Annotated in this window: 31 protein-coding genes; 11 read left to right on the top strand and 20 right to left on the bottom strand. The window is 68.0% G+C overall.

Annotated elements, in window-relative coordinates:
* Positions 1 to 94: 94 nt before the first annotated feature.
* From Hhyl6_RS16085 to Hhyl6_RS16070, 4 genes are all read right to left on the bottom strand, one after another.
* Complete coding sequence (locus Hhyl6_RS16085) at positions 95 to 742, bottom strand: methyltransferase domain-containing protein (RefSeq protein ID WP_483740270.1); 648 nt, start codon at positions 740 to 742, stop codon at positions 95 to 97.
* A 574-nt stretch (positions 743 to 1,316) separates the two neighbouring features.
* On the bottom strand, positions 1,317 to 2,198 hold the full coding sequence (locus Hhyl6_RS16080) for a mechanosensitive ion channel family protein (RefSeq protein ID WP_483740736.1): 882 nt from the start codon (positions 2,196 to 2,198) through the stop codon (positions 1,317 to 1,319).
* Positions 2,198 to 2,446 carry a YhbY family RNA-binding protein gene (locus Hhyl6_RS16075; RefSeq protein ID WP_483740269.1) on the bottom strand — a complete coding sequence of 83 codons (249 nt, stop codon included), beginning with the start codon at positions 2,444 to 2,446 and terminating at the stop codon, positions 2,198 to 2,200. Before Hhyl6_RS16075 ends, Hhyl6_RS16080 begins: the two co-directional genes overlap by 1 nt.
* Positions 2,447 to 2,496: 50 nt before the next feature.
* Positions 2,497 to 2,784 carry a ribonuclease P protein component 4 gene (locus Hhyl6_RS16070; RefSeq protein ID WP_483740268.1) on the bottom strand — a complete coding sequence of 96 codons (288 nt, stop codon included), beginning with the start codon at positions 2,782 to 2,784 and terminating at the stop codon, positions 2,497 to 2,499.
* Between the two features lie 93 nt (positions 2,785 to 2,877).
* On the opposite strand from Hhyl6_RS16070, the gene Hhyl6_RS16065 reads away from it, so the two are divergent.
* Together Hhyl6_RS16065 and Hhyl6_RS16060 are read left to right on the top strand one after the other, a co-directional pair.
* Positions 2,878 to 3,927, top strand: a complete 1,050-nt coding sequence (locus Hhyl6_RS16065) for a glycosyltransferase family 4 protein (RefSeq protein WP_483740267.1) — start codon at positions 2,878 to 2,880, stop codon at positions 3,925 to 3,927.
* A gap of 77 nt (positions 3,928 to 4,004) precedes the next feature.
* Positions 4,005 to 4,964: a hypothetical protein gene (locus Hhyl6_RS16060; protein ID WP_483740266.1), complete on the top strand. Its 960-nt coding sequence runs from the start codon at positions 4,005 to 4,007 to the stop codon at positions 4,962 to 4,964.
* A gap of 4 nt (positions 4,965 to 4,968) precedes the next feature.
* Here the strand turns inward: Hhyl6_RS16060 and Hhyl6_RS16055 are convergent, their stop codons facing one another.
* The gene (locus Hhyl6_RS16055; RefSeq protein ID WP_483740265.1) at positions 4,969 to 6,489 is read right to left on the bottom strand and encodes an MFS transporter; all 1,521 of its coding nucleotides are present in this window, start codon (positions 6,487 to 6,489) and stop codon (positions 4,969 to 4,971) included.
* On the opposite strand from Hhyl6_RS16055, the gene Hhyl6_RS16050 reads away from it, so the two are divergent.
* Positions 6,394 to 7,497: a glycosyltransferase gene (locus tag Hhyl6_RS16050; protein ID WP_483740264.1), complete on the top strand. Its 1,104-nt coding sequence runs from the start codon at positions 6,394 to 6,396 to the stop codon at positions 7,495 to 7,497. The genes Hhyl6_RS16055 and Hhyl6_RS16050 overlap by 96 nt on opposite strands.
* A 22-nt stretch (positions 7,498 to 7,519) precedes the next feature.
* Here the strand turns inward: Hhyl6_RS16050 and Hhyl6_RS16045 are convergent, their stop codons facing one another.
* The 4 genes from Hhyl6_RS16045 to gatC all read right to left on the bottom strand — a co-directional run bounded on the left by Hhyl6_RS16045 (position 7,520) and on the right by gatC (position 9,592).
* Complete coding sequence (locus tag Hhyl6_RS16045) at positions 7,520 to 7,720, bottom strand: hypothetical protein (protein WP_483740263.1); 201 nt, start codon at positions 7,718 to 7,720, stop codon at positions 7,520 to 7,522.
* Positions 7,721 to 7,775: 55 nt separating this feature from the next.
* Positions 7,776 to 7,955, bottom strand: coding sequence for a hypothetical protein (locus Hhyl6_RS16040; protein WP_483740262.1), 180 nt, complete (start codon positions 7,953 to 7,955; stop codon positions 7,776 to 7,778).
* 73 nt (positions 7,956 to 8,028) lie between these two features.
* Positions 8,029 to 9,312 carry an Asp-tRNA(Asn)/Glu-tRNA(Gln) amidotransferase subunit GatA gene (gene gatA / locus Hhyl6_RS16035; RefSeq protein ID WP_483740261.1) on the bottom strand — a complete coding sequence of 428 codons (1,284 nt, stop codon included), beginning with the start codon at positions 9,310 to 9,312 and terminating at the stop codon, positions 8,029 to 8,031.
* A 1-nt stretch (position 9,313) separates the two neighbouring features.
* The gene (gatC, locus tag Hhyl6_RS16030; RefSeq protein WP_483740260.1) at positions 9,314 to 9,592 is read right to left on the bottom strand and encodes an Asp-tRNA(Asn)/Glu-tRNA(Gln) amidotransferase subunit GatC; all 279 of its coding nucleotides are present in this window, start codon (positions 9,590 to 9,592) and stop codon (positions 9,314 to 9,316) included.
* Positions 9,593 to 9,815: 223 nt separating this feature from the next.
* Here gatC and Hhyl6_RS16025 point away from each other — a divergent pair, with 223 nt between their 5' ends.
* Genes Hhyl6_RS16025 through Hhyl6_RS16015 form a run of 3 tightly spaced genes read left to right on the top strand, consistent with a single transcriptional unit; the run spans position 9,816 to position 11,748 of the window.
* Complete coding sequence (locus Hhyl6_RS16025) at positions 9,816 to 10,790, top strand: transcription initiation factor IIB (protein ID WP_483740259.1); 975 nt, start codon at positions 9,816 to 9,818, stop codon at positions 10,788 to 10,790.
* A gap of 41 nt (positions 10,791 to 10,831) precedes the next feature.
* Complete coding sequence (locus tag Hhyl6_RS16020) at positions 10,832 to 11,308, top strand: NUDIX hydrolase (protein ID WP_483740258.1); 477 nt, start codon at positions 10,832 to 10,834, stop codon at positions 11,306 to 11,308.
* A gap of 29 nt (positions 11,309 to 11,337) precedes the next feature.
* Entirely contained in the window at positions 11,338 to 11,748 is a 411-nt protein-coding gene (locus Hhyl6_RS16015) for a universal stress protein (RefSeq protein ID WP_483740257.1), read from the top strand.
* On the opposite strand, the gene Hhyl6_RS16010 is transcribed toward Hhyl6_RS16015, so the two are convergent.
* From Hhyl6_RS16010 to Hhyl6_RS15985, 6 genes are all read right to left on the bottom strand, one after another.
* On the bottom strand, positions 11,749 to 12,840 hold the full coding sequence (locus tag Hhyl6_RS16010) for an asparagine synthase C-terminal domain-containing protein (RefSeq protein WP_483740256.1): 1,092 nt from the start codon (positions 12,838 to 12,840) through the stop codon (positions 11,749 to 11,751).
* 3 nt (positions 12,841 to 12,843) lie between these two features.
* On the bottom strand, positions 12,844 to 13,530 hold the full coding sequence (locus Hhyl6_RS16005) for a PHP domain-containing protein (RefSeq protein ID WP_483740255.1): 687 nt from the start codon (positions 13,528 to 13,530) through the stop codon (positions 12,844 to 12,846).
* A gap of 278 nt (positions 13,531 to 13,808) precedes the next feature.
* On the bottom strand, positions 13,809 to 15,032 hold the full coding sequence (locus Hhyl6_RS16000) for a TIGR04347 family pseudo-SAM/SPASM protein (RefSeq protein WP_483740254.1): 1,224 nt from the start codon (positions 15,030 to 15,032) through the stop codon (positions 13,809 to 13,811).
* Positions 15,029 to 15,343, bottom strand: coding sequence for an Htur_1727 family rSAM-partnered candidate RiPP (locus Hhyl6_RS15995; protein ID WP_483740253.1), 315 nt, complete (start codon positions 15,341 to 15,343; stop codon positions 15,029 to 15,031). Before Hhyl6_RS15995 ends, Hhyl6_RS16000 begins: the two co-directional genes overlap by 4 nt.
* A gap of 188 nt (positions 15,344 to 15,531) precedes the next feature.
* Positions 15,532 to 17,808 carry a nitric-oxide reductase large subunit gene (locus tag Hhyl6_RS15990; protein WP_483740252.1) on the bottom strand — a complete coding sequence of 759 codons (2,277 nt, stop codon included), beginning with the start codon at positions 17,806 to 17,808 and terminating at the stop codon, positions 15,532 to 15,534.
* A 265-nt stretch (positions 17,809 to 18,073) separates the two neighbouring features.
* On the bottom strand, positions 18,074 to 19,225 hold the full coding sequence (locus tag Hhyl6_RS15985) for a multicopper oxidase domain-containing protein (RefSeq protein ID WP_483740251.1): 1,152 nt from the start codon (positions 19,223 to 19,225) through the stop codon (positions 18,074 to 18,076).
* 205 nt (positions 19,226 to 19,430) lie between these two features.
* Between Hhyl6_RS15985 and Hhyl6_RS15980 the strand changes: the two genes are divergently transcribed.
* The 3 genes from Hhyl6_RS15980 (at position 19,431) to Hhyl6_RS15970 (ending at position 20,487) form a co-directional block, all read left to right on the top strand.
* Positions 19,431 to 19,808, top strand: coding sequence for a helix-turn-helix domain-containing protein (locus tag Hhyl6_RS15980; RefSeq protein ID WP_483740250.1), 378 nt, complete (start codon positions 19,431 to 19,433; stop codon positions 19,806 to 19,808).
* A complete protein-coding gene (locus Hhyl6_RS15975; protein WP_483740249.1) occupies positions 19,805 to 20,107 on the top strand; it encodes a DUF7521 family protein in 303 nt (100 codons plus the stop codon). Before Hhyl6_RS15980 ends, Hhyl6_RS15975 begins: the two co-directional genes overlap by 4 nt.
* Before the next feature lie 89 nt (positions 20,108 to 20,196).
* Positions 20,197 to 20,487 (top strand): DUF7521 family protein, encoded by a 291-nt coding sequence (locus Hhyl6_RS15970; protein WP_483740248.1) that lies wholly within the window; start codon positions 20,197 to 20,199, stop codon positions 20,485 to 20,487.
* Positions 20,488 to 20,492: 5 nt separating this feature from the next.
* Here Hhyl6_RS15970 and Hhyl6_RS15965 read toward each other — a convergent pair whose 3' ends face one another.
* Positions 20,493 to 21,809, bottom strand: coding sequence for a hypothetical protein (locus tag Hhyl6_RS15965; RefSeq protein WP_483740247.1), 1,317 nt, complete (start codon positions 21,807 to 21,809; stop codon positions 20,493 to 20,495).
* Positions 21,810 to 21,898: 89 nt separating this feature from the next.
* Here Hhyl6_RS15965 and Hhyl6_RS15960 point away from each other — a divergent pair, with 89 nt between their 5' ends.
* On the top strand, positions 21,899 to 22,165 hold the full coding sequence (locus tag Hhyl6_RS15960; RefSeq protein ID WP_483740246.1) for a DUF2249 domain-containing protein: 267 nt from the start codon (positions 21,899 to 21,901) through the stop codon (positions 22,163 to 22,165).
* A complete protein-coding gene (locus Hhyl6_RS15955) occupies positions 22,162 to 22,440 on the top strand; it encodes a glutamyl-tRNA reductase (protein WP_483740245.1) in 279 nt (92 codons plus the stop codon). The genes Hhyl6_RS15960 and Hhyl6_RS15955 overlap by 4 nt, the downstream gene beginning before the upstream one ends.
* A 4-nt stretch (positions 22,441 to 22,444) precedes the next feature.
* Here the strand turns inward: Hhyl6_RS15955 and Hhyl6_RS15950 are convergent, their stop codons facing one another.
* The 4 genes from Hhyl6_RS15950 to Hhyl6_RS15935 form a co-directional block, all read right to left on the bottom strand.
* The gene (locus Hhyl6_RS15950; protein ID WP_483740244.1) at positions 22,445 to 22,861 is read right to left on the bottom strand and encodes a thiol-disulfide oxidoreductase DCC family protein; all 417 of its coding nucleotides are present in this window, start codon (positions 22,859 to 22,861) and stop codon (positions 22,445 to 22,447) included.
* 119 nt (positions 22,862 to 22,980) lie between these two features.
* Complete coding sequence (locus Hhyl6_RS15945) at positions 22,981 to 23,298, bottom strand: cupin domain-containing protein (RefSeq protein ID WP_483740243.1); 318 nt, start codon at positions 23,296 to 23,298, stop codon at positions 22,981 to 22,983.
* The gene (locus tag Hhyl6_RS15940) at positions 23,295 to 23,531 is read right to left on the bottom strand and encodes a DUF2249 domain-containing protein (protein WP_483740735.1); all 237 of its coding nucleotides are present in this window, start codon (positions 23,529 to 23,531) and stop codon (positions 23,295 to 23,297) included. The genes Hhyl6_RS15945 and Hhyl6_RS15940 overlap by 4 nt, the downstream gene beginning before the upstream one ends.
* Positions 23,532 to 23,582: 51 nt before the next feature.
* A complete protein-coding gene (locus tag Hhyl6_RS15935; RefSeq protein ID WP_483740242.1) occupies positions 23,583 to 23,954 on the bottom strand; it encodes a cupin domain-containing protein in 372 nt (123 codons plus the stop codon).
* Positions 23,955 to 23,978 lie beyond the last annotated feature (24 nt).

Raw genomic sequence — 23,978 nt, 5'->3', positions numbered from 1 at the left:
GGTCGCGTGCCGACGGTGGGAAGCGACAGTCTTCGTTTCACACGTACGGTACGCGGACGAGACAGCGAGTACACGGCACAGCGGCGAGCGTGGGTTATCGTTCGACGAAGATGAAGGGCCGGTCGGCGACCCACTCCGCGGCGTCTATCTCGGAGCGAATCGATTCTTGGAGCCGGTCCGTCTCCTCGGCGGCGTACGAGAAGCCGTTCGACCGAAACTTCTCGATCCAGTACTCTCGTGGTGCCTCGTTTACGTGGTGTGTCCCTCGGTGTCCGGGTGGGGCGGCGGTGAAGATTACGCGCGGCGCCGCGGCCGTGACGGTCTCGACGAGGGTGTCTGCGAATCGTGGCGGAATGTGTTCGGCGGTCTCGATACACAGCGCCAAATCGTACCGGTCGTCGAGTACCAGCGGTTCGCGGAGGTCGTGGATGGTGAGCGCGTCGGTCGGTATCTCGGCGTGGTCTCGGGCCTCTGAAAAGCCTTCGACGCCGTGGACTGTGGCGCCGTGGGCCTGGAACCCGGTGAGGTACCTGCCGAGCCCACACCCGAAGTCTATCACGGAGTCAGGCTCGTACTCTCGATAGAGGACGTCGGCGACTGCGTGGGCTTCCTCGGTCGGCGTGAAGGACACCAAGCGAAGCCAGCGGTCGCCGAATCCATAGATAACGTCGGGAGTGGCGATGCCGAGTTTGTCGGCCTTGACGAGCATCCATTTGCCGACTGTGGTGATGACCGAGCGCATACCGTGACATTCGAATCGGGATACATCACTACATGTTCCTTACCCGCCGTTATCGTCCGCTATTCGACAGACGACAGTAGGTCTGAAGACACCGAACCACCGGCGGGAGTCCCACCTCGGTCGCCCACGGCCGTAAGCACGTCCTTATCGGGTATTGGATACGCCTCCGGTCGATTTTCCCGACACGCCCGCCAGCCTGAAGCGCTCGTGTCTCCAGCGAGCGCCCCGTCTTAATCTGTCGATGTCCGCACCATTCAGCGACCTGCTGAGAGCAGTACCGGGAGTCAGTAGATTTCCGGGAGGTCGATGCGCATAGCTGATTCCTCCCATCCCGCGATAGCCAACGAGGCCAGAACACCTACGAGCGGTACGAGCGGTCTGTCGCTCCGAGCGGCGGTTTCGGCCGGGACCGGTCTCCCGGGGCCGCAGTCCGAGATTCCGGCCGTCGCCCCATCTTGGCGATAGTGAGGGACCGCCGACCGCTCGCACCGTGCGAACGGGCGACTCGTCGACCGTGGGCAGGGAGGTTCCCGCAGGCCCGAAGGCCCAAGGACGTCACCGCACCGAGAGGTGGTTAGTCGTCGGCCGGTTCCACGACGCCGTCGAGGCCGGCGAGTTCGAGGCCGCCGCCGATGGTGCGGTTCGGGTAGGGGATGTCGATGCCCTCCTCGTCGAACCGCTCTTTGACCGCCTGCACGTACTCGCCGCGGGTCTTCACGAAGTCCGAGCGACTGGGGTTGTCTATCCAGATGCGGGACTGGAGGCCCACGGAGGAGTCGCCGAGTTCGACCAGTCGGACCGAGGGCGCGGGGTCTTCGAGGATGCCCGCGTGCTTCTGGGCCTCTTCGAGGATGATGTCAGTTGCTCGGTCGATGTCGTCGTCGTAGCCGATGCCGAAGACGAACTTCAGGCGGAGTTGGTCCTTCGCGACGGGGTTCTTGATGACGCCGTCGGTGAGTTCGGAGTTCGGGACCGTCAGCAGTTCGTTGTCGAACGTGCGGACGCGGGAGACGCGGAGGCTGATGTCCTCGACGACGCCGGCGTTGTCGTCCCACTCTATCCAGTCGCCGATGCGGAACGGTTTGTCGGTGAAGATGAAGATGCCCGCGACGAAGTTCGAGAGGACGTCCTGCATGGCGAACCCGATTGCCAGCGTCGCCGCGGCGGCGATGGTCGCGAGGGACTGCAGAAAGTCGCCGTACTGCGCCAAGCCGAACGCCGTCGCGATTGCGACGAAGACGATGACGAGACTCGTCAACTTCTTCAGCGGTTTCCGGGCGTGTTCGTCGAGGTCACGGGACTGCAGCGACCGGTCGACGATGGGGATGACGACGGCTTTGCCAACCAGATAGACGAGGACGGCGACCAGCACGAACACGATGGCCTGCGCGGCCGTGGTGGCGAGGCCGGTCGGAAGGAACTGTTCGAGGAAGTTGGCGATGGGAGCGACCTGCATCATCGCTCGAACACCGCTGTATGCCCGCGAACGCGGACGACGGAGGCCCCTGCTTGCGCGGCGAGTTCGTCGGCGAGTGCCTCACTCGTCGTCCCGCCGCGGGCCGACCGGAGGAACTTCACCTTCACGAACTCGCTGTTGTCGAGTTGCGTCTTCAGTTCGTCGGCGACCGGGTCGATACCGTTCTTCCCGACGCGGAGCGTCGCGTCGAGGTCGTGAATCCGCTGCTCGCGAGATGTATCAGGCATGTGGCCGACCAAAGGGCGTCACAGCCTTAAAACCAATAGTCGTGGTTCCCTCACTCGTAGGGGTAGCGAGCGTGTGACCCGCACTCACAGGAGACGACGACGTGACCCGACTGCGTCCGAACGCGCGCGTTTCGACCGGGGACGAGGTACGTGTCACAGGACCGGCAAATCGAGCGCTCGAACGCCCGGGGGAGACGGAGGCGGTGGCGCTCTGCGATGCGCCGAGCGCGTCGAACGTACGTCCGGGCGCGGTCCTCGCGCCCCTCGCGGACGGCGTCGCGGGCCATCGACTGGAGTCGCTCGATGCGCTCTCGGGCGATGGTCGCCTCGTCTGTCATCACCGACTGTCCGGTCGGAAGCTAAAAACGCCTTCCGGACCGCGGTGACGCCGAGTCGGTACAGTTTTGCTCGCGGCCCCGGTCCGACCGCCCGTGCGCGTCCTGAACTACCTCGAACTCGCCGACCGCTTGGACCGGTCGGGCATCGGCACCTCCGTCGACCACCAGCGGCAGGCGCTCGCAGACACCGACGTCGGTGTCCTCACGTCCCCGTGGACCGACGGCCACCCCGGATGGGCCTTGGGCGGGAACCTCGCCTTCGACGACCCGGTGTTCCGCGAGTACGACGTCGCCCACTGCAACATGATTGGACCGGGGTCGGTCGCCGTCGCCCGTCACGCCACACGCAACGACATCCCGTTGGTCCTCCACGCCCACGTCACCCGGGAGGACTTCCGCGGCAGTTTCCGCGGGTCGAACCTCGTCGCGCCCGCGCTCGGCGAGTACCTGCAGTGGTTCTACTCGCAGGCGGATATGGTCCTCTGTCCCTCCGAGTACACGAAGGGCGTCCTCGAAGAGTACCCCGTCGACGCGCCCATCCGCCCCGTCACCAACGGCGTCGACACGGCCCCGCTGGAGGGGTTCGAGTCCTTCCGCGAGGAGTACCGCGAGCGGTACGACCTGGAGGGGATGGTCGTCTTCGCCGTCGGGAGCGTCTTCGAGCGGAAGGGGTTGACCACGTTCTGCGAACTGGCCCAGCAGACGGACTACGACTTCGCGTGGTTCGGCACCTACGACGACGGCCCGCACGGGTCCAGCGAGGTGCGAACGTGGACCTCCGACCCGCCCGAGAACGTCACGTTCACCGGGTGGGTCGACGACATCCGCGGGGCCTACGGCGCGGGCGACGTGTTCCTGTTCCCCTCCAAGGTGGAGAACCAAGGTATCGTCGTCCTCGAAGCGATGGCCTGCGGGAAGGCCGTCGTCCTCTCGGACATCCCCGTGTTCCGCGAGTACTACGAGGACGGCCACGACTGTCTCATATGCTCGGACGAGGCCGAGTTCCGCGAGGCCCTCGAACGCCTCGAAGCGAACCCGGACCTCCGGGAGCGACTGGGCGAGAACGCGACGGAGACGGCCCGCGAACACGGCTTGGACCGGGTCGGGGAACGACTCGTCGAGACGTACGAGGAACTAGTCTGAGCCGGAGCAAACCGCTCACTCAAACTCCGGTTTGAGCCACCGGTCGCTACTTACTCTGGGGGGCTGACAGACCAGCTATGGACCGCCGTTCGTACCTCGCCGCCGTCGCGGCCGCCCTCCCCACCGCTGTCGCCGGGTGTACCAGCCCCGCCGGCTACGGCACGAGTGGGAGTCTCGCCGCAGAGGTGCCGACCGCCCGCGTCGAGATGACGCCCGTCGACGACGCCGAACTCCCCGAGAAGGTACTCTACACCGTCGAGACCGAGAAGCCGGACGACCGGGCCGAGACGATGGCGGCTATCGTCGACGGCGGAGCGACCGTCGAGCGACTGGACCCGCCGTTCCCCGAGGACCGGCACCTCAGCTACGGCGACGCCGTCTACCGCCTCGACTACGACGTGGTCTCCGAGACGCCGGCCACCCTCTACTCGGTGAAGGTCGACATTTTGGAGACGGACCCGCCCGACAGCGCGACGGTGCAGTTCTCGGACCTCCCCGCCGTCGACCGCGAGGCGTTCGCCGAACACGGCCTCGAAGACGGCGACCCGGTCGGTATCGGGACGACGTTCCGCTACACCGATTCGGAGCGCGAGCGGTCGGCGCTCGTCCCCGAATCCGACTACGAGGCCGTCACGTGGGCGAACGGGGCGAAGGCCGAGTGGGTCGTCGACGACGCGTACGACCGCACGCTGAAGACCTATCGGTACGGTGCCGACCGGGTCGCGTCGGCCCGAGCGTACGGGGGGCGGATGCGCGAGCGGTTCGCCTTCGAACTGACCGACCTCACGGACGCGGAGCGAGACGTCGTGACGACGGCCATCAGCGAGGACGGCTACGTCGTCGGCCCGGACGAGACGGCACCGGACGCCGTCAGGTCGCTCGTCGAGCGGTTCCGGGCGCACGAGTCGCCTCACTCGCTCGCCGACAGCGCCGAGGACGAGGGCGGGAGCCTCTATCTCGTCGACTACGACGGCGAGGTGTATTGGACGCGCGCCCACGTGCGAGCGTCACCGCCGTCCGAGACGACGACCGAGTGAGCGGTCAGTCGGTCGTCGGTGCGGCGCTCGACAGTCGTCGCCCCTCGCGCCGCCAGAGGACGGCGACGATTGCCGTCCCGACGAAGACGAACCCGCCGGCGACGCCGAACGCCAGCGTGAACCCGTAGCCCGCGAGCCATCCCCCGACAACCGACCCGACGCCGCTCGCTAGCCCGGAGAACGCCGTGTAAAGACCGAGTGCCTCGCCGCGGATGGCGGAGGGGGCGAGGCGCGTGACGATACTGGCCGCGGTGACCGCGACGAGCGCCCACGCGACGCCGATGAGAGCGAACACCACGCCGTTGGTCAGGAGGGCCAGCGACGCAACCGGGACGAGGCCGCCGACGACGGCGACGGTTGGGTGGAGTACCGACCGGGCCAGCAGGCCACCGGTCTGGACGCCCGCCGCGTCGTACCGTTCCGCAAGCCGACCGGCCCCACCGTAGAACAGCGCCGACCCGAGGCTGGACGCCAGATACAGCGCGAATATCGTTCCCGAGTCGTAGCGGAGCGTTCCGGCGAGATACGAGGGGAGCGGCCCCCAGAACACCCCGAAGCCTACGAAGACGGCGACGACGGCGGCGAAGTACAGGGACAGCGTCGGCGTGAGTCGAGCGAGGACCCGCCGGGGGTGGAACGACCGCGTGAGCCAGTAGACGCGCCCCGGTCCGACCGGGAAGGTCGCACTGCGAACCGGCAGTCGACGGGTGCGGGTGAGCGCCCGAGCGAGACGGCTGGGACGGGGACTGTCCGCCAGCGTCGGGTCCGGCGGGAGCAATCGACCGACGAGGACGGCCGCGACGGCGGCCACCCCGGCACAGACCCACAGCAGGACCTGCTGAGCGACCGTCGCACCGAGCGGTCCCGAGAGGACCGTCGTCCACACGAGTCCGAGGACGAGGCCACCGGCCCAGCCCCACCCCTGATAGCGGTTGAGCGTCGCGAACCGACCCGGCCAGTCCCGTTCGACCGACCCGACGGTGACGAGGAGAGTGAGCACCGGCGCGGCGGCGCCGGCGGCGAACCACAGCAGGCCGTTGCCGAGGATGACGAGCCACGCCGATTCGGTCAGCGAGACGAGAACGAGCGACCCCGCGGCGAGCCCCATCGCGGCGAGGACGAGCGAGCGCCGCCTGCCCGTTCGGTCCGCGAGGCGGCCGAAGACGAGCGCACCGGGCGCGCCCGCCGCGGCGGCGACGCCGGCGAGGACGCCGAGCAACAGCGTACCGCCGCCGATTGTCACGAAGTACAGGGGGACCAACAGCGACGCCGCACCGAGCGCGACGGACCCGAGTGCCCACGCGTACAACCACCGGTCCGAAGCCATTGGCAGGTGGACAGGTCGGGGAGTGAAAAACGCACCGACCCTCGGCACCCTCGTCGGGCCCAATGGCAAGGGTTTACTCGTTGGTCTGTTTACGCCGCGTCGATGGCACTGCCGCAGGTGGCCGCGTTCACCGACACGTACCTCCCGACCGTCAACGGCGTGACGTACACGGTCAAGACGTGGCGGGACCGCTGGCACGCCCGCGGCGGCCGCATGGACGTCGTCTACCCCAAGAGCGACCACGACCCCGCGGACGGCGAGTACCCCGTCAGGAGCTTCCCGTTCCCGTTCTACGAGGGGTTCCGCCTCGGGATGCCCCAGATTCCCGACGCCGTCTCCGATGCCGACGTCGTCCACGCCCACACGCCGTTCAGCCTCGGGATGGCGGGCCAGCGTCTCGCCCGGAAACTCGACGCGCCGCTGGTCGCCTCCTACCACACGCCGACCGGCGAGTACGCCGAGTACGTCTCCTCGAACACAACCGTCGAGTCGGCGGTCCAGTCCAGCGCCGAACACTACGAACGGTGGTTCTTGGACCACGCCGCCGTCGTCGTCGCCCCGAGCGAACAGGCCGCCGCCCACGTCCGGGAGACGGTGGAGGCGGACACCGCCGTCGAGGTCATCTCCAACGGCGTCGACGTCGACTTCTTCGCGCCGCGACCGGACAGCGACTTCCGGGCGCGTCACGGCCTGCCGGAGGGCCCCCTCGTCGGCTACACCGGTCGGCACGGCCACGAGAAGTGTCTCGAAGACATCGTCACCGCCTGCGAGGGACTCGACGTGACCGTGGTCTTCGGCGGGGACGGCCCGGCCCGCGAGGGCCTCGAAGCGATGGCCGCCGAGACGGACCTCGACGTTCGGTTTCTGGGCTTCCTCGACCGCGAGGAACTCCCGGAACTGTACGGCGCGCTGGACGTCTTCGCGTTCCCCAGTCCCGTCGAGACGCAGGGACTGGTCGCGCTGGAGGCCAACTGCTGTGGGACCCCGGTCGCCGGCGTCGACGCCGGCGCGCTCTCGGACACTATCGACGACGGCGAGACGGGCTACTCGTACCCGGAGGGAGACATCGACGGGTTCCGACGCGCCATCGAGCGGACGCTCGACGAGCGCGAGCGCCTGCGGGAGACCTGCCTCGCCCGCCGGGAGCAGGTCAGCGTCGACCACGCCGTCGACCGACTAGCGACCGTCTACGACGCCGTCCTGTAGGTCAGAGGTCCGAGAGGCTGGCCTATCCCGACGGCCCGTCGTCGCCGTCAGTCCGACTTCGGCCTCGGTTCGAGAACGAACAGCGACGGCGCACCGACGGGTCCGAGAGCGCTTCCTCGGCCCGGTCCGCGAGGTCAGCGAACAGTCGGCTCGCCCGCGTCGCCTCGTGGTCGTAGTCGACCACCGGAGAGTGGGAGTCCTCGCCGACGACCACGTCGCTCACAGTGTCGGTTCGTCGCTCCCGGGCAAAAGCGGGACGCCTGATTATCGGGGTATCACTACTGAGAGTGTGACCACCCGACGCCGAACGCGAGACCGTTCACGAGCCCCAGCGTCATCCCGAACACGAAGTCCTCCAGCATCAGTGCGAGGATGAGGCCGACGCCGACGCCGACGGCGGCCCCCTTCGCCATGGTCGGCCAGTGAATCCACGCGAGTCGTCCCTCGTCGTCGCTCATACCCGACCGTGGAGACGGAGTGACAAAAGCGTCTCTTTCGGGCCAGCGCACTGCCCGCCCGGATGCTCGTGCGCTACGCTAACGCACTGCCCGCCCGGATAATCGTCCGCTCGCCGAACGCCGGTCCGACGAGTTGCAGACCGACTGGGAGGCCGTCCTCGGTCTCGCCGGCGGGCACCGAGATGGCCGGGAGGTTCGCGAGGTTCACGGGGGTCGTGTTGGCGTCGGCCAGATACATCGTCAGCGGGTCGGACAGACTCTCGCCGCGTTTCATCGGCGGGACCGGCATCGTCGGCGACGCCAGCACGTCGGCCTCCGAGAGCGCCTCGTCGAAGTCCTGCTTGACCCACGCGCGGGCGTCCTGGGCCTTCTTGTAGTACTTGTCGTGGTAGCCGGCCGAGAGGGCGTACGTCCCCAGCAGGACGCGGCGCTTGACCTCCTCGCCGAAGCCCTCCTCGCGCGAATTGGCGAACGACTCGTTCCAGTTGCCCTCGTAGCCGCCCGACTGCCCGTACCGGACGCCGTCGAAGCGGGCGAGGTTCGAGGACGCCTCCGACATCGCGATGACGTAGTACGCCTCGACGGCGTGTTCGACGCTCGGGAGGTCGACCTCGTGGTAGGTCGCGCCCTGCGATTCGAGGTCGGTCATCGCGTCCCAGAACGTCTCGACGACCTGTTCGTCCGCACCGTCGAGCAGTTCCGTCGGGACGCCGACGGAGAGACCGTCGACGTCGCCGTCGGCGGCGTCGGCGAACTCGTAGTCCTCGACCTCCTCGCTGGCGTCCCGCGTCGTGCCGTCGCGCTCGTCGGGGCCGGCGATGACTTCCAGCAGTTCGGCGGCCTCCTCGACGGACGGCGCGATGGGGCCAATCTGTTCGAGGCTGTTGGCGTACGCGACGAGGCCGTACCGGGAGACCAGTCCGTAGGTGGGTTTGATGCCGACGACGCCGCAGAACGCGGCGGGACATCGAATCGAGCCACCGGTGTCGCTCCCCAGCGCCATGTCGGCGTCGCCCGCCGCGACGACTGCCGCGGAACCACCGGAGGAACCACCCGGGACGCGTCCCTCGGCGACGGGGTTCTCGACGGGACCGTAGGCCGAGGTTTCCGTCGTCGTCCCCATCCCGAACTCGTCCATGTTGGTCTTTCCGGGGATGGTCGCGCCGGCCTCCTTCAGGCGACGGACGACCGTCGCGTCGTACGGCGGAACGTAGCCGTCGAGCATCGCGGACCCGCAGGTGGTCTGGACGCCCTCGGTGGAGATGTTGTCCTTGACGGCGACGGTGCGGCCGGCGAGGGGGCCGTCGTCGGCCCCCTCGATGGTCTCCGTGGCGATGTAGCCGTTGTAGTCGGTCATCTCACGACACCTTCGGCCCTTTGAACTGGCCCGCCTCCGTCTCGGGGGCGTTCCGGAGCGCTTCCTCCTGACTCAGGCCCTCGCGGACCTCGTCGGGGCGCATGACGTTCGCGAGGTCGGCCTCGCGGTCGGTCTCGGGCACCTCGTCCAGCGCCTCGAACGCGGCCAGAATCTCGCCGAACTGCTCGGTGAACCGCTCGACCTCGTCTTCGTCGAGGTCGATGCGGGCGAGGTCGGCGATGTGGCGCACCTCGTCCGGGTCGACGGTGTTGTCGCTCATGTCCGGGCGGAGTAGTGGACCGGCGGTAAGCGTTTCGAAACCGGGGTCCAAACTGTTTGGGGCAGTTCTCGCAACGGAAGGGAATCGGACAGAACTGGCAAGAGTGTTTTCCGAAACGCCAACTTCAGCTTTGCAAATCGGGAAAGGTTTTAAGTTGCTCCGGCCACAACAGAAGGGTACAAGAGACGTTTTTCGGGTATCCAGACCCGTCAGTTCGCAACCAATGACAGATACCACCATCCGCCGATACACGAATGAAACGGAGACCGACGTCGAGGAGACAGCAGACGAGGAGGAAGAGAGCCTCATCTGTCCCGAGTGTGGTGGCTCCCTGCTCTCCGACAGTGAGCGTGGCGAGACCGTCTGTGAGGACTGTGGCCTCGTCGTCGAGGAGGACGAGATAGACCCCGGCCCCGAGTGGCGCGCGTTCGACTCGAAGGAGAAAGACCAGAAGTCCCGCGTGGGTGCGCCGACGACGAACATGATGCACGACAAGGGCCTGTCGACCAACATCGGCTGGCAGGACAAGGACGCCTACGGCAACTCCCTGTCCTCGCGCCAGCGAGAGAAGATGCAGCGTCTGCGCACGTGGAACGAGCGGTTCCGCACCCGCGACTCCAAGGAGCGCAACCTCAAGCAGGCCCTCGGCGAAATCGACCGCATGGCCTCCGCGCTCGGCCTGCCCGAGAACGTACGCGAGACGGCCAGCGTCATCTACCGCCGTGCGCTCGACGAGGACCTCCTCCCGGGACGGTCCATCGAGGGCGTCTCGACGGCGTCGCTGTACGCCGCCGCCCGACAGGCCGGTACCCCGCGCTCGCTCGACGAGATTTCGAACGTCTCCCGGGTCGAGAAAGACGAGATCGCCCGCACCTACCGCTACGTCGTCCGGGAACTGAGCCTCGAAATCCAGCCCGCCGACCCCGAGAGCTACGTCCCTCGCTTCGCCTCGGACCTCAACCTCTCCGAGGAGGTCGAGCGCCGGGCCCGCCAGCTCCTGAAGAACGCCAAGGCGGAGGGCGTCCACTCCGGGAAGTCGCCGGTCGGACTCGCGGCCGCGGCCGTCTACGCGGCCTCCCTGCTGACCAACGAGAAGGTCACCCAGAGCGAGGTCAGCGAAGTCGCGAACATCTCGGAGGTCACCATCCGCAACCGCTACCACGAACTGCTGGAAGCCGAGGACAGCGTCCACCCCTGAACTCCGTAACGTAGACTTGGTCGGGTCCCCTCGGCGGTCGTATGGAGACCACTCGCCACTTCGTCGCCACCGTCTACGCCGTGAGCGACGGCGCTGTCGCCCTGCACGAACACGACAAGCTCGACATGTGGCTCCCGGCCGGCGGGCACGTCGATAGGGACGAACTCCCCCACGAGGCCGCCCTCCGGGAGACGCGCGAGGAACTCGGGATGCGCGTCGACCTCGTCGCCCCGCAAGAGGGCATCGAGAGCGAGACGGTCCGGTCGATTCCCCAGCCACAGCACTTCCTGCTGGAGGACATCAACGTCGACGAGAGCGGCGAGGTGGGCCACCAGCACGTCGACTTCATCTTCTACGGCGACGCGCCGTCTCGTGACATCGACCCCGGGCCCGGCGAGCAACCCGCCGCCGACTGGACGTGGTTCACCCCCGACGAACTGGCCGCCCGACGCGGCGAGATTCCGGCCGACGTCGTGGAGATAGGGACGCGGGCAATCGAGACGGTAAGCGGTCTGTAACTAACGCCGCGAGACCCGTCGCGGGGGCCATGTATCAGGTGTTACTGCCGGTGGACGCGAGCGAGGAGCGAGCGACCGCGCAGGTCGCCGCGACGACGGCGCTCCCGTACGCCGACGAGGAGGTCGAAGCGACCGTGTTGCACGTCTTCGACGACGAGGAGACCGCCGAGAAGACGACGGTCGAACAGACGCCAGCGGGGAAGGCGATGGTCGAGCAGTTGCGGGACGCGGGCGTCTCGCTGCAGACACAGACCACCCACGGCGACCCGGAAGAGCGAATCGTGACCGTCGCCGAGGACCACGACGTCGACATGATTATCCTCGGCGGTCGGAAGCGGTCGCCGCTCGGCGCGCTGGTGTTCGGGAGCGTGAGTCAGGCGGTCATCCTCGACTCGGAGCGACCGGTCGCCGTCACCGGGAGCGGCCCGGCCGAGGAGTAGTTACTCGACTAGCGACTCGACGTACTTGGTGACGTGGTCGTCCATCCGCCGCTTGTAGCCGGCCTGCCGGGCCAGTCGGTCGAGTTCGCGGGCGGCCAGCGACCCGTACTGGGCGGCCTTCTTGTCTCGCGTGGCGACGGCCGCCGGGAGCGACCCGAGGGCCGCCCGCCGGAGCGTCCACTTTCGCGTCTCGCCGTCGACGAGCATCCGGTCGTCCAGTCGCAGGGCCGCCGCCACCACGCGGTCGTGGAGCAGCGGCGTCACCGGTTCGACGCCGGCCGCCCGGAGGGCCAGTACGTCCCGCGAGAGTTGGTCGGGGAGCGTCGAGACGACCTCTCGCTGGGCACCCCGGACCGTACTCGCGTCGACGCGCGGGTCGTCGGGCGCCTTCGCCACCTTCGCGTACCCGCCGAACAGTTCGTCAGCGCCCTGTCCGAGCGCGAGGTAGTCGAACCCGTCGGCGGCCACGCGCTCCGCGGTCATGTACAGCGGCAGGGCTATCTGGACCGCCATCGCGTTCGTCCGCCCGGTCGCGGCGACGATTCGGGGGACCGCCCGCTCGATTGCGTCGTGGGTCAACTCGACGACGCGCACCTCGCGGTCCATGAGGTCGGCGGCAGACCGGGCCGCTTCGACGTCGTGGCTGTCGGGGAACCCGGCGACGTACAGCGGCGCGTCCAGTCGCGCGGCGAGCAACGCGGAGTCGACGCCACCGGAGAACGCGACGGCCAGTCCGTCGGCGTCGACGGCGTCGACGCTCCGCTCGACGGCCTCACGGACCTCGGCGACCGCCGTCTCGCGGTCTGCGAACGGTTCGGGAGTCGGAAGCCGCCACACCTCACGGGTCCCGTCGGCGTCGCGGACGTGGCCCGCGGGGAACGGCGTCGGGTCGTCGAGGTCGGTGGGGGCGGCACTCCAGTCAGCGTCGGCCACCCGACCCTCGGCCGCGTGGGACTCGACGAACAGCGGGTACCGCCCGAGGACATCGCGAGCGAGTGCACCGTCGACGGACCCGGCGAACCCGGCGGTCCCGGGAAGCGGGTCGGCGGAATCGAGCGCCGCACGGACGGTCGCGGGGTCTGCGCCCTCCATCGCTCAGTCCAGAAAGCTCCCGAGTCTGCTCACCACGCGGCGCTTGGCGCCCCCGGCGGCCTGCCGGAAACTGATGCGCCACGGCGTCCGCTCGCCCTCGACCGTGGTTCGGCCCTTGCCGATGGCCTCCAGGATAGCGTCGACGGAGCGTTCGTCGGTGTCGACTTTCGTGACCGCCTGCCCGACCATCTCGGCGATGTGGGCGTCGCTCCCCGCCGTCATCGGGAGACTGCGGCGGCGGGCGAACCGCTCGGCCTGCCGGTTCGACCGCCCGGTGAGCAGGCGGGAGTTGTACACCTCGATGGCGTCGGCCGTCGCCAGTTCGTCCTTCGTAATGTGTTCGAGGACGCCGTGGCGCGACTCCTGAAACGGGTGGGGGACGACGGCGAGGCCGCCTTGGTCGCGGATGCCGTCGATGGTCTCGGCGAACGAGAGGCCCGGCGGAATCGGCTCCTCGATACCCAGCGCGAGGACGTGCCCGGCAGAACAGGTGACCTCCATCCCGGGGATGCCCACGAGGCCGTACTCCGGCGCGAGTTCGGCGGCCTCCAGACTGGCGTCTAACTCGTCGTGGTCCGTGACTGCGAGCGCGTCGAGGCCGACGGCTTCCGCCTGCGCGAGCAGTAGCTCGACCGGGTCGCGGCCGTCGTGGGACAGCGCCGAGTGCGTGTGAAGCTCGACCGACAGCACGACCAGTCATAGAGGTGGGTCGGGCAAAAACGCCCCGGTACAGCCGACAGACTGTCAGGAAAGGAGAACACCCGAGGACCGCCCGTGCCCAGCGGGCGGTCTGCGGCCCGAACGAACCGTACCGCGTTCCCACGAGACTGGCGTTACGGATACGATACGCCGCGACCGTCGGTGCGACGGCCGCACTCGAAGGTACGGGACGGCCCGGATTGAGGGGGCGGCCTCAGTTCGGAGGGGGTTCATACGGCGAGGTTTCGAGAGAGGGCGCACCGCCGGCGTCAGTCCGCCGGACTGGTCGCGTCGCCACCGGCGAAGGGTTCGGGGCCCCGTACCTCCTCGTCGTCGAGGTAACACTGCGGGTCGGGGGCGAACAGGTCGTCCTCGACGGTGAGCGCCCGGAGTCGAGACGCCCCGCGGCAGATGCTCGCGTAGCGACAGTCCGCACACTTCCCCGACAGTCGGTCCTCCCGCCGCCGAAGCGACCGCAACAGCGGGTTCGACTCGTCCTCCCAGATGTCCCCGAACGGCCGGTCGCGGACGTTGCCCAGCGAGTACCCCTGCCAGAACTGGGTGAGGTGGACGTTGCCCTGGTAGTCCACGTCGGCGACGCGTTCCCCGGTCGGGTCGCCGCCGTTGACCCGGAGGTACTCGTACACCCGGCGGGCCTGTGCCTCGCCCATGTGCTCGCGGGCGTACTCGACGAGGTAGGCCGCGTCGGCGTAGTTCCCCACCAGCAGCGTCTCTATCTCCTCGCCCCGGTCGTGGTACTCGCAGGTCATATCACACACCCGCTTTACGGCCTCACGGCGCTCGACCGGGGTGAGGTCGGCGTCGACGATTTCGGTCCCGCGGCCGCCGTAGTCCAGATGGTAGAAGCAGAAGCGGTCGACGCCTACGTCGGTCAGCAGGTCGACGACCCCCTCCAAGTCGGGCGCGTTGCGCTCCGTGATGGTGTAGCGAAGGCCCGTCTTCAGGCCGGCGTCCAGACAGTTCCTGATGCCCTGTACCGCGCCGTCGAACGCGCCGTCCATCCCCCGGAAGTCGTCGTTGCGCTCCGGGAGACCGTCGACGGAGACGCCGGCGTACTTCAGCCCCGCCGCTTTCAGCGACGCCGCACGCTCCTCGGTGATGAGGGTGCCGTTGGTCGAGAGGACCGGACGGACCCCCACATCGTCTGCGTACGCGACGAGTTCTTCGAGGTCCTGCCGGACGAGCGGTTCGCCGCCGGAGAACAGAATCACCGGCGCACCGTAGTCGGCGAGGTCGTCGAGCAGGGCCTTCCCCTCCGCCGTCGTGAGTTCCCCGTCGGCGATGTCGGTGTCGGCGGCGGCGTAGCAGTGGTCACAGTAGAGGTTGCACTGCTTGGTGACGTTCCAGACGACGACCGGACGGCGCTGTTTCTCGTCGCGAATCTGTGACTTCGTGGACTCCTCGGCGGCGTCGTAGCGCAGGCCGTCGCCCTCCGCGTCGAGGTCCGTCAGCAGTTTCGAGACGGAAATCACTCCTGTTCACCCCGAAGCGTCTCCGCGTGCATGGCCTGTTCGTCCATCGTCGCGTCCGCCTCGTCCGACGCCGGGTCGAGCGCCAGCGACTCCGCTTGCACCCGGACCGTCTCGTCGGCCGGGCAGAGCCACAGCGCCTCGGCGGCGTGGGCGAACAGTTGGGTCGCCTGTTCGCGGGCGATGTCCGCCGACGGGGCGCTGACGCTCCCGACGTGCGTGAGCGCGTCCGCCGACGTCTCCCGACAGAACACCTCCCACTCGCGGCTAGTCGCGCCGCGAGGGGCGTCCACCTCGTGGTCGAGTTCTCCCATACCCGTCACTTGTCTGCCCTACAAAAAACGGGTCGAGCGTGTTCCCACGGGTTGGGAACCGGACCGAACCCGTCCGGATTCGATATAGTCGCATCCCGTTTATCTCAGAAAAAGCGGCTCTCGGCACGAACCGTGGCTATCGGGTCGCCATCTCTCGAAAGAACGGGAAGCGGACGGCGCGCGGTCGCTCAGTCGTCGGAGACGACCGGGTCGGACACCGGCGCGTCGTCGGCCAGCACCGACCGGAGGGAGAACCGCTTGCGGAACACGTCGGCGGTGAAGATTGCCGTCCCGAGGATGATGAGCGTGTCACCGGGCATCCGGGCCCAGAACAGCAGTTCCACCAGCGGGCGCTCGTAGAACGCGACGCTCCGGGCGGCGGCGTAGCCCTCGGTGAACGCCACCTCCAGTTGGAGGAAGCCGACCGGGGTGACGGAACCGAGCACCATCAGCGCGAGGCCGACGTTCCAACACCAGAACGCCGCGCGGAGCCACGACCCGTCCCACTGTCCGGGGTCGACGCTGATGCGGAGCATGTAACTGGCCATCCCCAGCGCGAGGAAGCCGAACGCGCCGAACATCGCCGCGTGGGCGTGGGCGACGGTGAGGTAGGTGCCGTGCTCGTAGTAGTTGATGAGCGGCAGGTTGATGAAGAACCCGAGCACGCCGGCCCCGACGAAGTTCCAGACGCCGGAGGCGACGATGAACATGAACGGAATCGTGTACGGGAAGCTCTCGCCAGCGGTGGCCATCGCCCGGTACTCGTTGATGGCCTCGTAGAGGATGAACACCAGCGGGACGAGCTCCAGCGTGGAGAAGGCGCTCCCGAGGGGCACCCAGATGTCGGGCATCCCTATCCACCAGTAGTGGTGGGAGACGCCGATGACGCCGGTGCCCATCACCAGAAGCGCCTCGAACATCACGGCCTTGGCGGCGCTCTGCCGCTTCAGGAGGTTCATCGACACCAGCGTGATGCCGACGATGGCGACGATGAAGAACTCGAAGGCGCCCTCGACCCACATGTGGACGACCCACCAGCGCCAGAACTCCGTGACGGCCATGTTCGTCTTCGGAGTGTACAGCAGGCCCGCGGTGAACAGCAGGGCGATTGAACCGCCTGCGTAGAGGATGAGATGCGAGAGGCCGTACTTCGGTTCGTCGTCCAGCAGCGGTTTGAAGCCGCGGTAGGCGAGACCGGCCCAGATGAGGAAGCCCGCGAGCAGGCCGAGTTGCCAGACGCGGCCGACTTCGAGGTACTCCAGTCCCTCGTTGCCGAGCCACCACCAGAGGTCGCCCTCGAAGAAGCCCTGCATGCCCAGCCAGATGCCGACGAGGCCGCCGACGACGACGACCACGAGCGCACCCAGCAGGACGTTGACGAGGGTGCCCTGTCGCTCGGGTTCGTGACCGGTCAACAGCGGCGGGAGGAACAGCCCCGCACCGAGCCACAGCGTCGCTATCCAGAGGATACCCATGTCGATGTGCCACGTCTTCGCGATGGCGAACGGTAGCCACTGGAGGACGTTCACCCCGACGAGTTCGCCGAGGCCGAAGAACGACGCCCGCTCGATGTAGAAGTGGGCGAGCAGACCGCCAAGCAGCACTTGCCCGAGGAACAACCCGGCCGCGATGGGGATGAACCGCGTCGCCGCCCGCTGCCCGGGGAACAGCGCCACCTCGTCGGGTTCGGGCACGTCGATACCTTCGACTTCGGGTTCGGGCAGGTCGATACTGCGGTAGAGCCACACGGCCGCGCCCGCGCCGGCGACGAGCAACACCATGGCGACGACGCTCCACGTCATCGCCGCGGCGGTGGCGTCGTTACCTGCACCCGGCGCGTAGGGCCACTCGTTCGTGTAGGAGTGGTCACCGGCCGGCCGGTCGGCGTGGGAGAACCACGCCGTCCAGAGGGCGAAGTCGGCGAAGTCACGGGCGGCGTCCTCGCTGGCAATCATCCCCTCGGGGACCCCGCGCTCGTGACTCCCCTCGTGGTAGCGCTCGACGTACTCCTGTCGAATCTGCTGGTGGGCGTACACCTCGGCGGCGGAGTAGCGCACCACGTCGCCCCCGCCCTGCCGGTCGAGGCGCTGTTCGACGCGCGTCTCGATGGCGGCCTGTCGCTCCGCCGAGAGCGCGTCGAAGTCCGTCCCGTAGTCCTCCCGGGCGTGGTACTGGCGCATGTACTGGACCTTCAGGTCCAGCGTGTCGGCGGTGTAGTCGACGCCATAGTACGCGCCGTTGCCCAGAATCGACCCGTGGTTCATCAGGCCGTCCTTCTGGAACGCCTCCTTGCCGTGCTGTACGTCCTCGGCGGTCGCTATCGTCTCGCCGTCGGGCCCGGCGATTCGCTCGGGGATGGGCGGCGCCTTCTCGTAGGCGAGTGCGGCGCCAGCGCCCATCACCACGAGGTTCACGACGAACGCGGCGACGAGCAGTTTCGCGAGCGTCTCTCGACTCACTTGCATACAGGTGGGCCTGCGCCCTCGGTGGGTTTGTACCCCCGAGCGGGTTCCCGGCCGGCGACGACGGGGGCGAACACGTTCGACCGAAGACCGACGTTATTTAGGCGAGCCTAGAAAGAATCGGGCTGCGTCCGTTTCGCGAGTCGCCTCCGTAGAAAGCCGTCTGTTTGGTCTCGTCAGCGCGCGGCGAAAACCAGACTCCGTTCAGTCCTCGTGGCCCGAGGGTCGCTTCACTCCCCGTTCGCCTGTTCCGAGGGTTTCGCTCCGCTCAACCCTCGTACCCCGCGTACTCCATCAACTTCTTGAAGATGTCCGTGTTCATCGCTTCCTTGTAGACGAGGCCGGTGAGCATCCCGCCGGGGTAGGCGTTGCCGTTCATGACGTGGTTGACCTTGTGGCAGTGCATGAGGTAGATGCCGGGGTCGGCGTCCGCCGTGAACTCGACGGTCCGACGGCCCGCGGGCGGAATCGAGCAGACGTCCTGGTCGTGGCGAGCCACCTCCGGAATCTCGCCGCCGTCCTTGTGGGTCACCTGGAAGCGGTGGTTGTGGATGTGCATCGGGTGGTCCATGTAGCCCGCGTTGAGCATGTGCAGGCGGACCGTATCGCCCTGCTCGACGATGATGGGCGACCCGTCCTCGGGGTGGAGCGTCCGCGGTGCGGACTTGCCGTTGACCGTGAACGTGTCGGGCTGGCGGTTCCGCGGGTCGTAGGTGGCGTCCATCCCCGCCATCTGGCGGTTGAGCCGGGAGTCCCACTCCTTGAACGAGAGGAAGTACTCCTTGTCGGCCGGTTCGTACCCTTTCGGGTCGACGCGGAAGATGCCGTACATCCCCATGTCGAGGTGCCGCGGGGTCTGGTAGTGGCAGTGGTAGAGGTGCGTGCCGGGCACGTCCGCGGGGATGGTGTAGGTGTGGCTTTCGCCGGGGTCGACGCGGATGCCCGTCGTCGTCGGAACGCCGTCGTCCTCCCACTTCTTCGAGACGGCGTGGAAGTGCAGCGTGTGCGGGCGCATGCCGTCGGTATTGTCCAGCGTCACCTCCATGTCCTCGCCCTCCGTCGTCCGAAGGATGGGGCCGGGGACGCTCGGCTTGCCGTCGTCGGCCTTGAACGCCCACACCTGCGGGAGTTCGACCGGACCGCCCATCGACTCGCCGGGGTGGGCCGAGTGGCGGGCGGGAACCGACGAGAGCGTCACTTCCCCGCCCTGTTCGTCCACGTTCACGACCTCGGGCGGGGACGTCGTCGGCAGGTCGCCGCCGGTCTGACTGGCGTTCGTGGCCGACGACGCGCCGACGGACTGCTGGGGGTCTCCGGGGGCCGCACAGCCAGCGAGCGCAAGCGTGCCGCCGAGGCCGGACGCCTTCACGAAATCACGACGCGAGATACCTGAACCGGGTGCACCGACTCGTTCACTCATTACGCTTCCACCTTTGGAGTGTGCATATATACCCCCGTAGGGGAGTTCTCAGGCCGGCAGAACCGTTCTCAGTGGCCGGGAATGGGGCTCCAGAGTCAATATAGGGCACCCAGAATATTTTGGGGTTCGAGGTAGAACCGCTGAATCACCCGTTCGCCGCAAGTCGGTTAGGTTAAAGGTCGCGGGAGATGAGTTCTGGCTAAGGATGGTCCGGGACCCGTTCGCTGACGACGACACCCCCGAACTAACGACGGTTCTCGACGCACTCGACGACGAGGACTGCCGGGAAATCGTCAGCGTACTCGAAGAGCCCATGACGGCCAGCGAGATTTCGGAGGAGAGCGACGTACCGCTGTCGACGACGTACCGTAAGCTGGAGTTACTGACCGAGTCCTCCCTGCTCTACGAGGGGGTCGAGGTCCGTCCCGACGGCCAGCACGCAAGTCGGTACGCCATCGACTTCGAGGAAGTCGTCATCGCGCTCGACGAACAGCGGGCGTTCGAGGTGGACATCACCCACCGCGCCCGGTCGCCGGACCAACGGCTGGAGAACCTCTGGTCCGAGGTGCGAAAAGAAACATGAGTCCACACATCCCCAGTTCACAGGTCGGTATCGTCGTCTCGAAGACCCTCATCCTCATCATCGGGGGCCTCATCACGTACTACTCCTATCAGGCCTACGACCGCACGGGGTCGCCCGAGCACAAGTGGCTCACGTACGGGTTCGGGGTGGTCACATTGGGGGCGATAGTGGGGGGCGTCCTCGACATCATCGTGGGTCGCCTGTTCAATCTGGACCTCATCTACACCAGCGTCTTCCTCTCCAGCGGAATGACCGCCGTCGGCCTCGGCATCATCCTCTACTCGCTGTACGTCCGCTGAGCGGGGCAGTCTCGGCACCGACCGGGGTTCTCACTCGCTGGCAACGCGAGGCGGGTTATATTTTACAGCGTCGGCCAGCAGTCGGTACGATGCACCCGAGCACGGTCCTCCTCGTGGCGGCCAAGACGGTGACGCTCGTCTGCGGGGTCGTCCTCACGACGTTGACGTACCGGGCGTACCAACGAACGAAGGCGACGGCGATGCGGGCCCTCTGGGTCGGTATCGGCCTCGTCACCGCCGGCGCGCTACTGGCGGGGAGCCTGCATCAAGTGCTGGAGTTCCCGGTGGCGACCAGCACCGCCGTCGAGAGCGTGTTCACGGCCGCCGGGTTCGCCGTCCTGACCTACTCCCTGTACACCGAGCAACCGAGCGAGGAATGAGGCGTCTACGGGTCCGAGTCCGCGAGGAACCGGCCGCCGACGAGCGCCGACAGCGACTGCGGACTGTGTTCGACGAGGACCCCGAGGAGGTTCGCGGCGAACGACGCGGCCCCGACGAACGCGAGGACGCCCGCGAGTACCCCCGTACCCGTAGGCATCCACAGGGCGTCGCCCGCGACGGCGAGCGCCGTCGCCGCCGCGAGACAGGCACCGTCGGCGACTGCCAGTCGGCCGTCGTACAGGTCGTCTATCATCGGCACGTCCTCGAACCCGAGGCGGTCGCTGTACCGGTGGACCCAGACGATGAACGGGACGACGTGGTATAACGTGCCGAGGACGACGAAGCCGACGCCGCCGACGAGAAGCAGCGTCCCAGCGGCCGGGTGGCCGAACAACGCGCCGTACGCCAGCGGGTCGGACCACCACGCCCACGCCGAGAGCGGGGCCCAGAGGACCAACGACACGGCGGCGACGGCGTAGCGGGTGAGCATCGGCGTCCGCTCGACGCTCGCGGCCACGAGGCGACGGGCCAACAGCAGTCCGACCACGGCGACGCCGCCCGCGACGAGGACGCCGCCGAAGCGGGCGAGCCACGGATTGCCGACCAGTCGACCCCCAGCGAGGGCGAGGACGCCGAGCGGATAGCCGACCGTCTCCGCTCGCTGGAGGTGGACGCCGAGTCGAGTGCTCTCCGTCTGCGTAAACATGGGTGCAAGTTGGGCGAGCGCGCCCGCCACCGTCGTCAGGACCGCGCCGAACACCGCGAGCGTCGCGTGTGCGAGCAGGAGGTGTCCCCGCGAGACGCCGAACGCGGGGAGGACGCCGACGGCGTGGTCGAGGGCCAGTCCGAGGCCGGCGGTCGTCACGAGAACGAAAAAGACCAGCGCGGCGGCGAAGTGGGCAGTCGTCACGTCCCACTCGGCGGCCGCGAGCGTCCGGCCGAGCGTGTAGACGAACGTCCAGACGCCGGCGAGGGCGAGTGCGCCCGCCACGGGGAGGACGGCGGTGAACCCCGTCAGGAGACCGCCGGCGAGTCCGGCGAACCCCACGGCCGCGAGGGGCAATTGCGCCGCCGCGAGGCGGCGGGAGTGCAGGGGGACCCCGGACCAGACGGGGACGAACTGGGTCATCGCGCCCATGATGGTGAGACAGACCCATCCGGCCACCAGCAGGTGGACCTGCGCGAGGTGGCCGCCGCGGCCCCCGGCCGCACCCACCGCCACGCCCGCGACGAGAAATGCCAGCGCGACGACGAAGTGGCGAAGGGGGACCGTCATCGGTGGGCCGGCGTCCGTATCGACGTCTCCGGGTATCGCGCTCATCACCCTGTGGTTGGAGCGCCTCCCTGCTGTCGGTGTGGCCGAACGTGTTCGGGGAAACCGTCGGCGCGTAGGGGGACGAACCATCGGGTATGCCACGTGCGACCGACGCCGTCCTCGCCCAGACGGACGCACCGACCGACGCCCCGACCGAACGACTCGACGTGCGCGAACTGGGGCCGCCGAAACCGCTGGCCGAGACGCTGGAACTGCTCGTCGAACTCGACGACGACACGGTCCTCTTCCAGTACAACGACCGCGCGCCACAGCACCTCTACCCGAAACTCGCAGACCGCGGATACGACTACGAGACCGTCGAACGCGACGACGCCACCGTGACCGTCATCTGGAAGCCATGAGCGTGAACGACGACACCCAAGAGACGACGGCCGACGTGGAACAGGCTATCGGACAGATGGAGGCCCGAGCCGCCGAGGTGCGGGCCGAGCAACTCGAACAGGCCCTCACGCAGTTGCGGGCACAGGGCGACCTGACCGACGAGCAAGCGGCCGCCGTCGAACGTCTGAGCGAACGCCTCGCCGAGCGACTGCTCGCGGTGCCTCGGGAGAGCCTGCGACAGTCGAGCGTCCGCCGGGAGGCCGCCGTCGAGACGGCCGTCGACCTGTTCGGCTGACCGCTCAGTCGAGGAATCGGTCGGTAACGTCGTCGTCGGGCACCATACACCGGTCCTTGCGCCCGAACCAGTCGTACCGGTTCTCGGCGACGACGTCGTAGGCGGCGTCGCGCAGTCCCTCGGGGACGAGTCGCCCGACGCTCACCAGACTGTAGGGCCACCCGAGCAGTTCGGCCACTCTGATGGCCGCGGCCGACTTCCGGTAGACGTCGTCGCCCTCGACGAGGACGACCGACTCCATGTCGTCGGTCGGCAGACCAACCCGCTCCAACAGCGCCGCCCCCGTCTCGGACTGGAGCGGCGCGAATCTGAGGATTCCCGTGGGGTCCCGCGGGACGACGAACTGGACGACGCCGTTACAGAGGTTACAGACCCCGTCGAACAGCAAAACCGGCGCGTCAGTGGTCTCGTCGTCGGTCACGCCGTCCCCTCCCCCCGAGTCCGTGGCGCACTTCGCGTGTGGTCCATGTTGGAGCGTAGGTGGGCGGGTCGGAAAACGTCGTTCGTCCCGGCCCCGCCACGGCGGTTGACCGGCCGCGCTCACGTCGACTCGGCGAGGACCAGCAACGCCTCGCAGTCGGTGACAGCGGCGGGCGAGATGTCCTGTTCGCCGTCGAACCGCACCACGTCCCCGGTAGACAGCGACAGCGTCGTCTCGCCGAGCGTCAGGTCCACCTCGCCGTCGAGCACGTGAAAGACGATGTCCCGGCCCGGATGCTGGTGGGGCGGCACCTCGTCACCGGTCGACAGCGTCAGTCGGACCGTCTTCGGTTCGCCCTCGAACAGGCGCGCGCGGCCCGACCCGTCGAGGTCCGACAGCGAGACGCGTTCGAGGCCGGCCGCGTCGGCCTCCCTCATGCTTTCTTCGGGAGGTCTGCGACGTACTTGCCCTCCTCCTCCTTGCGGCAGTCGTAGCGTTCGGCGTCGAACGCTTCCACCTCGGCCTGCAGTTCGTAGAACAGCGGCTTCGGTTCGTGGTCGTTGACGATGCGGAGCGTCTCTCCCGGGTCCAGCGCTTCGAACGCAGAGTGGATGGTGGGGTGTCGCTCGGGCGGTGCCATGTCGCGCAGGTCGAGTTTCGCGGCGGGCATCACCCGACGGTTCGCCATCGCCGCTGGAGGGGCTTCTCCCGAATATGTTCGTTACTCGGGGTCGAACTCGCCACGTTTCAACCCCCGACGGACCGGGTCGTGTTCGGCGTCCGTCGGCGGGGGCGCGGTGACGAGCGTCGCCTCCAACCGGCCGCCCTCGGCCCGGATACCCCTGTCTTCGCCGGCGGGGACGGCGACCACGTCCCCGGGGCCGACGGCGTGTTCCTCGTCGCCGTCGCGGACCGTTCCCTCGCCCGCGACGACGGTCATCGCCACGTCGCTTCCGGGCGCGTGGACCGGGATGAACTGGTCGGGTTCGAAGTAGCCGAGGACGACCTTCTGGCGCTCCGTCTGCTGAATCGTCTGCGCCGAGAACCGGTCGTCGTCGTAGCTCCGCTCGGCGTCGAGGCTGGTGGTGACCATCACGTAGTGGTGGACGCCGTTCGG

The sequence above is a fragment of the Haloarcula sp. H-hyl6 genome, from assembly GCF_056934455.1.
This window is presented reverse-complemented; position numbering and strand designations above follow the sequence as displayed.

Excerpts from the sequence above, each read along its gene's own strand:
- Hhyl6_RS16085 (WP_483740270.1), bottom strand. The coding sequence starts at position 742 with ATGCGCTCGGTCATCACCACAGTCGGCAAATGGATGCTCGTCAAGGCC.
- Hhyl6_RS16080 (WP_483740736.1), bottom strand. The coding sequence starts at position 2,198 with ATGCAGGTCGCTCCCATCGCCAACTTCCTCGAACAGTTCCTTCCGACC.
- Hhyl6_RS16075 (WP_483740269.1), bottom strand. The coding sequence starts at position 2,446 with ATGCCTGATACATCTCGCGAGCAGCGGATTCACGACCTCGACGCGACG.
- Hhyl6_RS16070 (WP_483740268.1), bottom strand. The coding sequence starts at position 2,784 with ATGACAGACGAGGCGACCATCGCCCGAGAGCGCATCGAGCGACTCCAG.
- Hhyl6_RS16060 (WP_483740266.1), top strand. The coding sequence starts at position 4,005 with ATGGACCGCCGTTCGTACCTCGCCGCCGTCGCGGCCGCCCTCCCCACC.
- Hhyl6_RS16050 (WP_483740264.1), top strand. The coding sequence starts at position 6,394 with ATGGCACTGCCGCAGGTGGCCGCGTTCACCGACACGTACCTCCCGACC.
- Hhyl6_RS16040 (WP_483740262.1), bottom strand. The coding sequence starts at position 7,955 with ATGAGCGACGACGAGGGACGACTCGCGTGGATTCACTGGCCGACCATG.
- gatA (WP_483740261.1), bottom strand. The coding sequence starts at position 9,312 with ATGACCGACTACAACGGCTACATCGCCACGGAGACCATCGAGGGGGCC.
- gatC (WP_483740260.1), bottom strand. The coding sequence starts at position 9,592 with ATGAGCGACAACACCGTCGACCCGGACGAGGTGCGCCACATCGCCGAC.
- Hhyl6_RS16025 (WP_483740259.1), top strand. The coding sequence starts at position 9,816 with ATGACAGATACCACCATCCGCCGATACACGAATGAAACGGAGACCGAC.
- Hhyl6_RS16020 (WP_483740258.1), top strand. The coding sequence starts at position 10,832 with ATGGAGACCACTCGCCACTTCGTCGCCACCGTCTACGCCGTGAGCGAC.
- Hhyl6_RS16015 (WP_483740257.1), top strand. The coding sequence starts at position 11,338 with ATGTATCAGGTGTTACTGCCGGTGGACGCGAGCGAGGAGCGAGCGACC.
- Hhyl6_RS16010 (WP_483740256.1), bottom strand. The coding sequence starts at position 12,840 with ATGGAGGGCGCAGACCCCGCGACCGTCCGTGCGGCGCTCGATTCCGCC.
- Hhyl6_RS15995 (WP_483740253.1), bottom strand. The coding sequence starts at position 15,343 with ATGGGAGAACTCGACCACGAGGTGGACGCCCCTCGCGGCGCGACTAGC.
- Hhyl6_RS15990 (WP_483740252.1), bottom strand. The coding sequence starts at position 17,808 with ATGCAAGTGAGTCGAGAGACGCTCGCGAAACTGCTCGTCGCCGCGTTC.
- Hhyl6_RS15985 (WP_483740251.1), bottom strand. The coding sequence starts at position 19,225 with ATGAGTGAACGAGTCGGTGCACCCGGTTCAGGTATCTCGCGTCGTGAT.
- Hhyl6_RS15980 (WP_483740250.1), top strand. The coding sequence starts at position 19,431 with ATGGTCCGGGACCCGTTCGCTGACGACGACACCCCCGAACTAACGACG.
- Hhyl6_RS15975 (WP_483740249.1), top strand. The coding sequence starts at position 19,805 with ATGAGTCCACACATCCCCAGTTCACAGGTCGGTATCGTCGTCTCGAAG.
- Hhyl6_RS15970 (WP_483740248.1), top strand. The coding sequence starts at position 20,197 with ATGCACCCGAGCACGGTCCTCCTCGTGGCGGCCAAGACGGTGACGCTC.
- Hhyl6_RS15965 (WP_483740247.1), bottom strand. The coding sequence starts at position 21,809 with ATGAGCGCGATACCCGGAGACGTCGATACGGACGCCGGCCCACCGATG.
- Hhyl6_RS15960 (WP_483740246.1), top strand. The coding sequence starts at position 21,899 with ATGCCACGTGCGACCGACGCCGTCCTCGCCCAGACGGACGCACCGACC.
- Hhyl6_RS15955 (WP_483740245.1), top strand. The coding sequence starts at position 22,162 with ATGAGCGTGAACGACGACACCCAAGAGACGACGGCCGACGTGGAACAG.
- Hhyl6_RS15945 (WP_483740243.1), bottom strand. The coding sequence starts at position 23,298 with ATGAGGGAGGCCGACGCGGCCGGCCTCGAACGCGTCTCGCTGTCGGAC.
- Hhyl6_RS15940 (WP_483740735.1), bottom strand. The coding sequence starts at position 23,531 with ATGCCCGCCGCGAAACTCGACCTGCGCGACATGGCACCGCCCGAGCGA.
- Hhyl6_RS15935 (WP_483740242.1), bottom strand. The coding sequence starts at position 23,954 with ATGGTCACCACCAGCCTCGACGCCGAGCGGAGCTACGACGACGACCGG.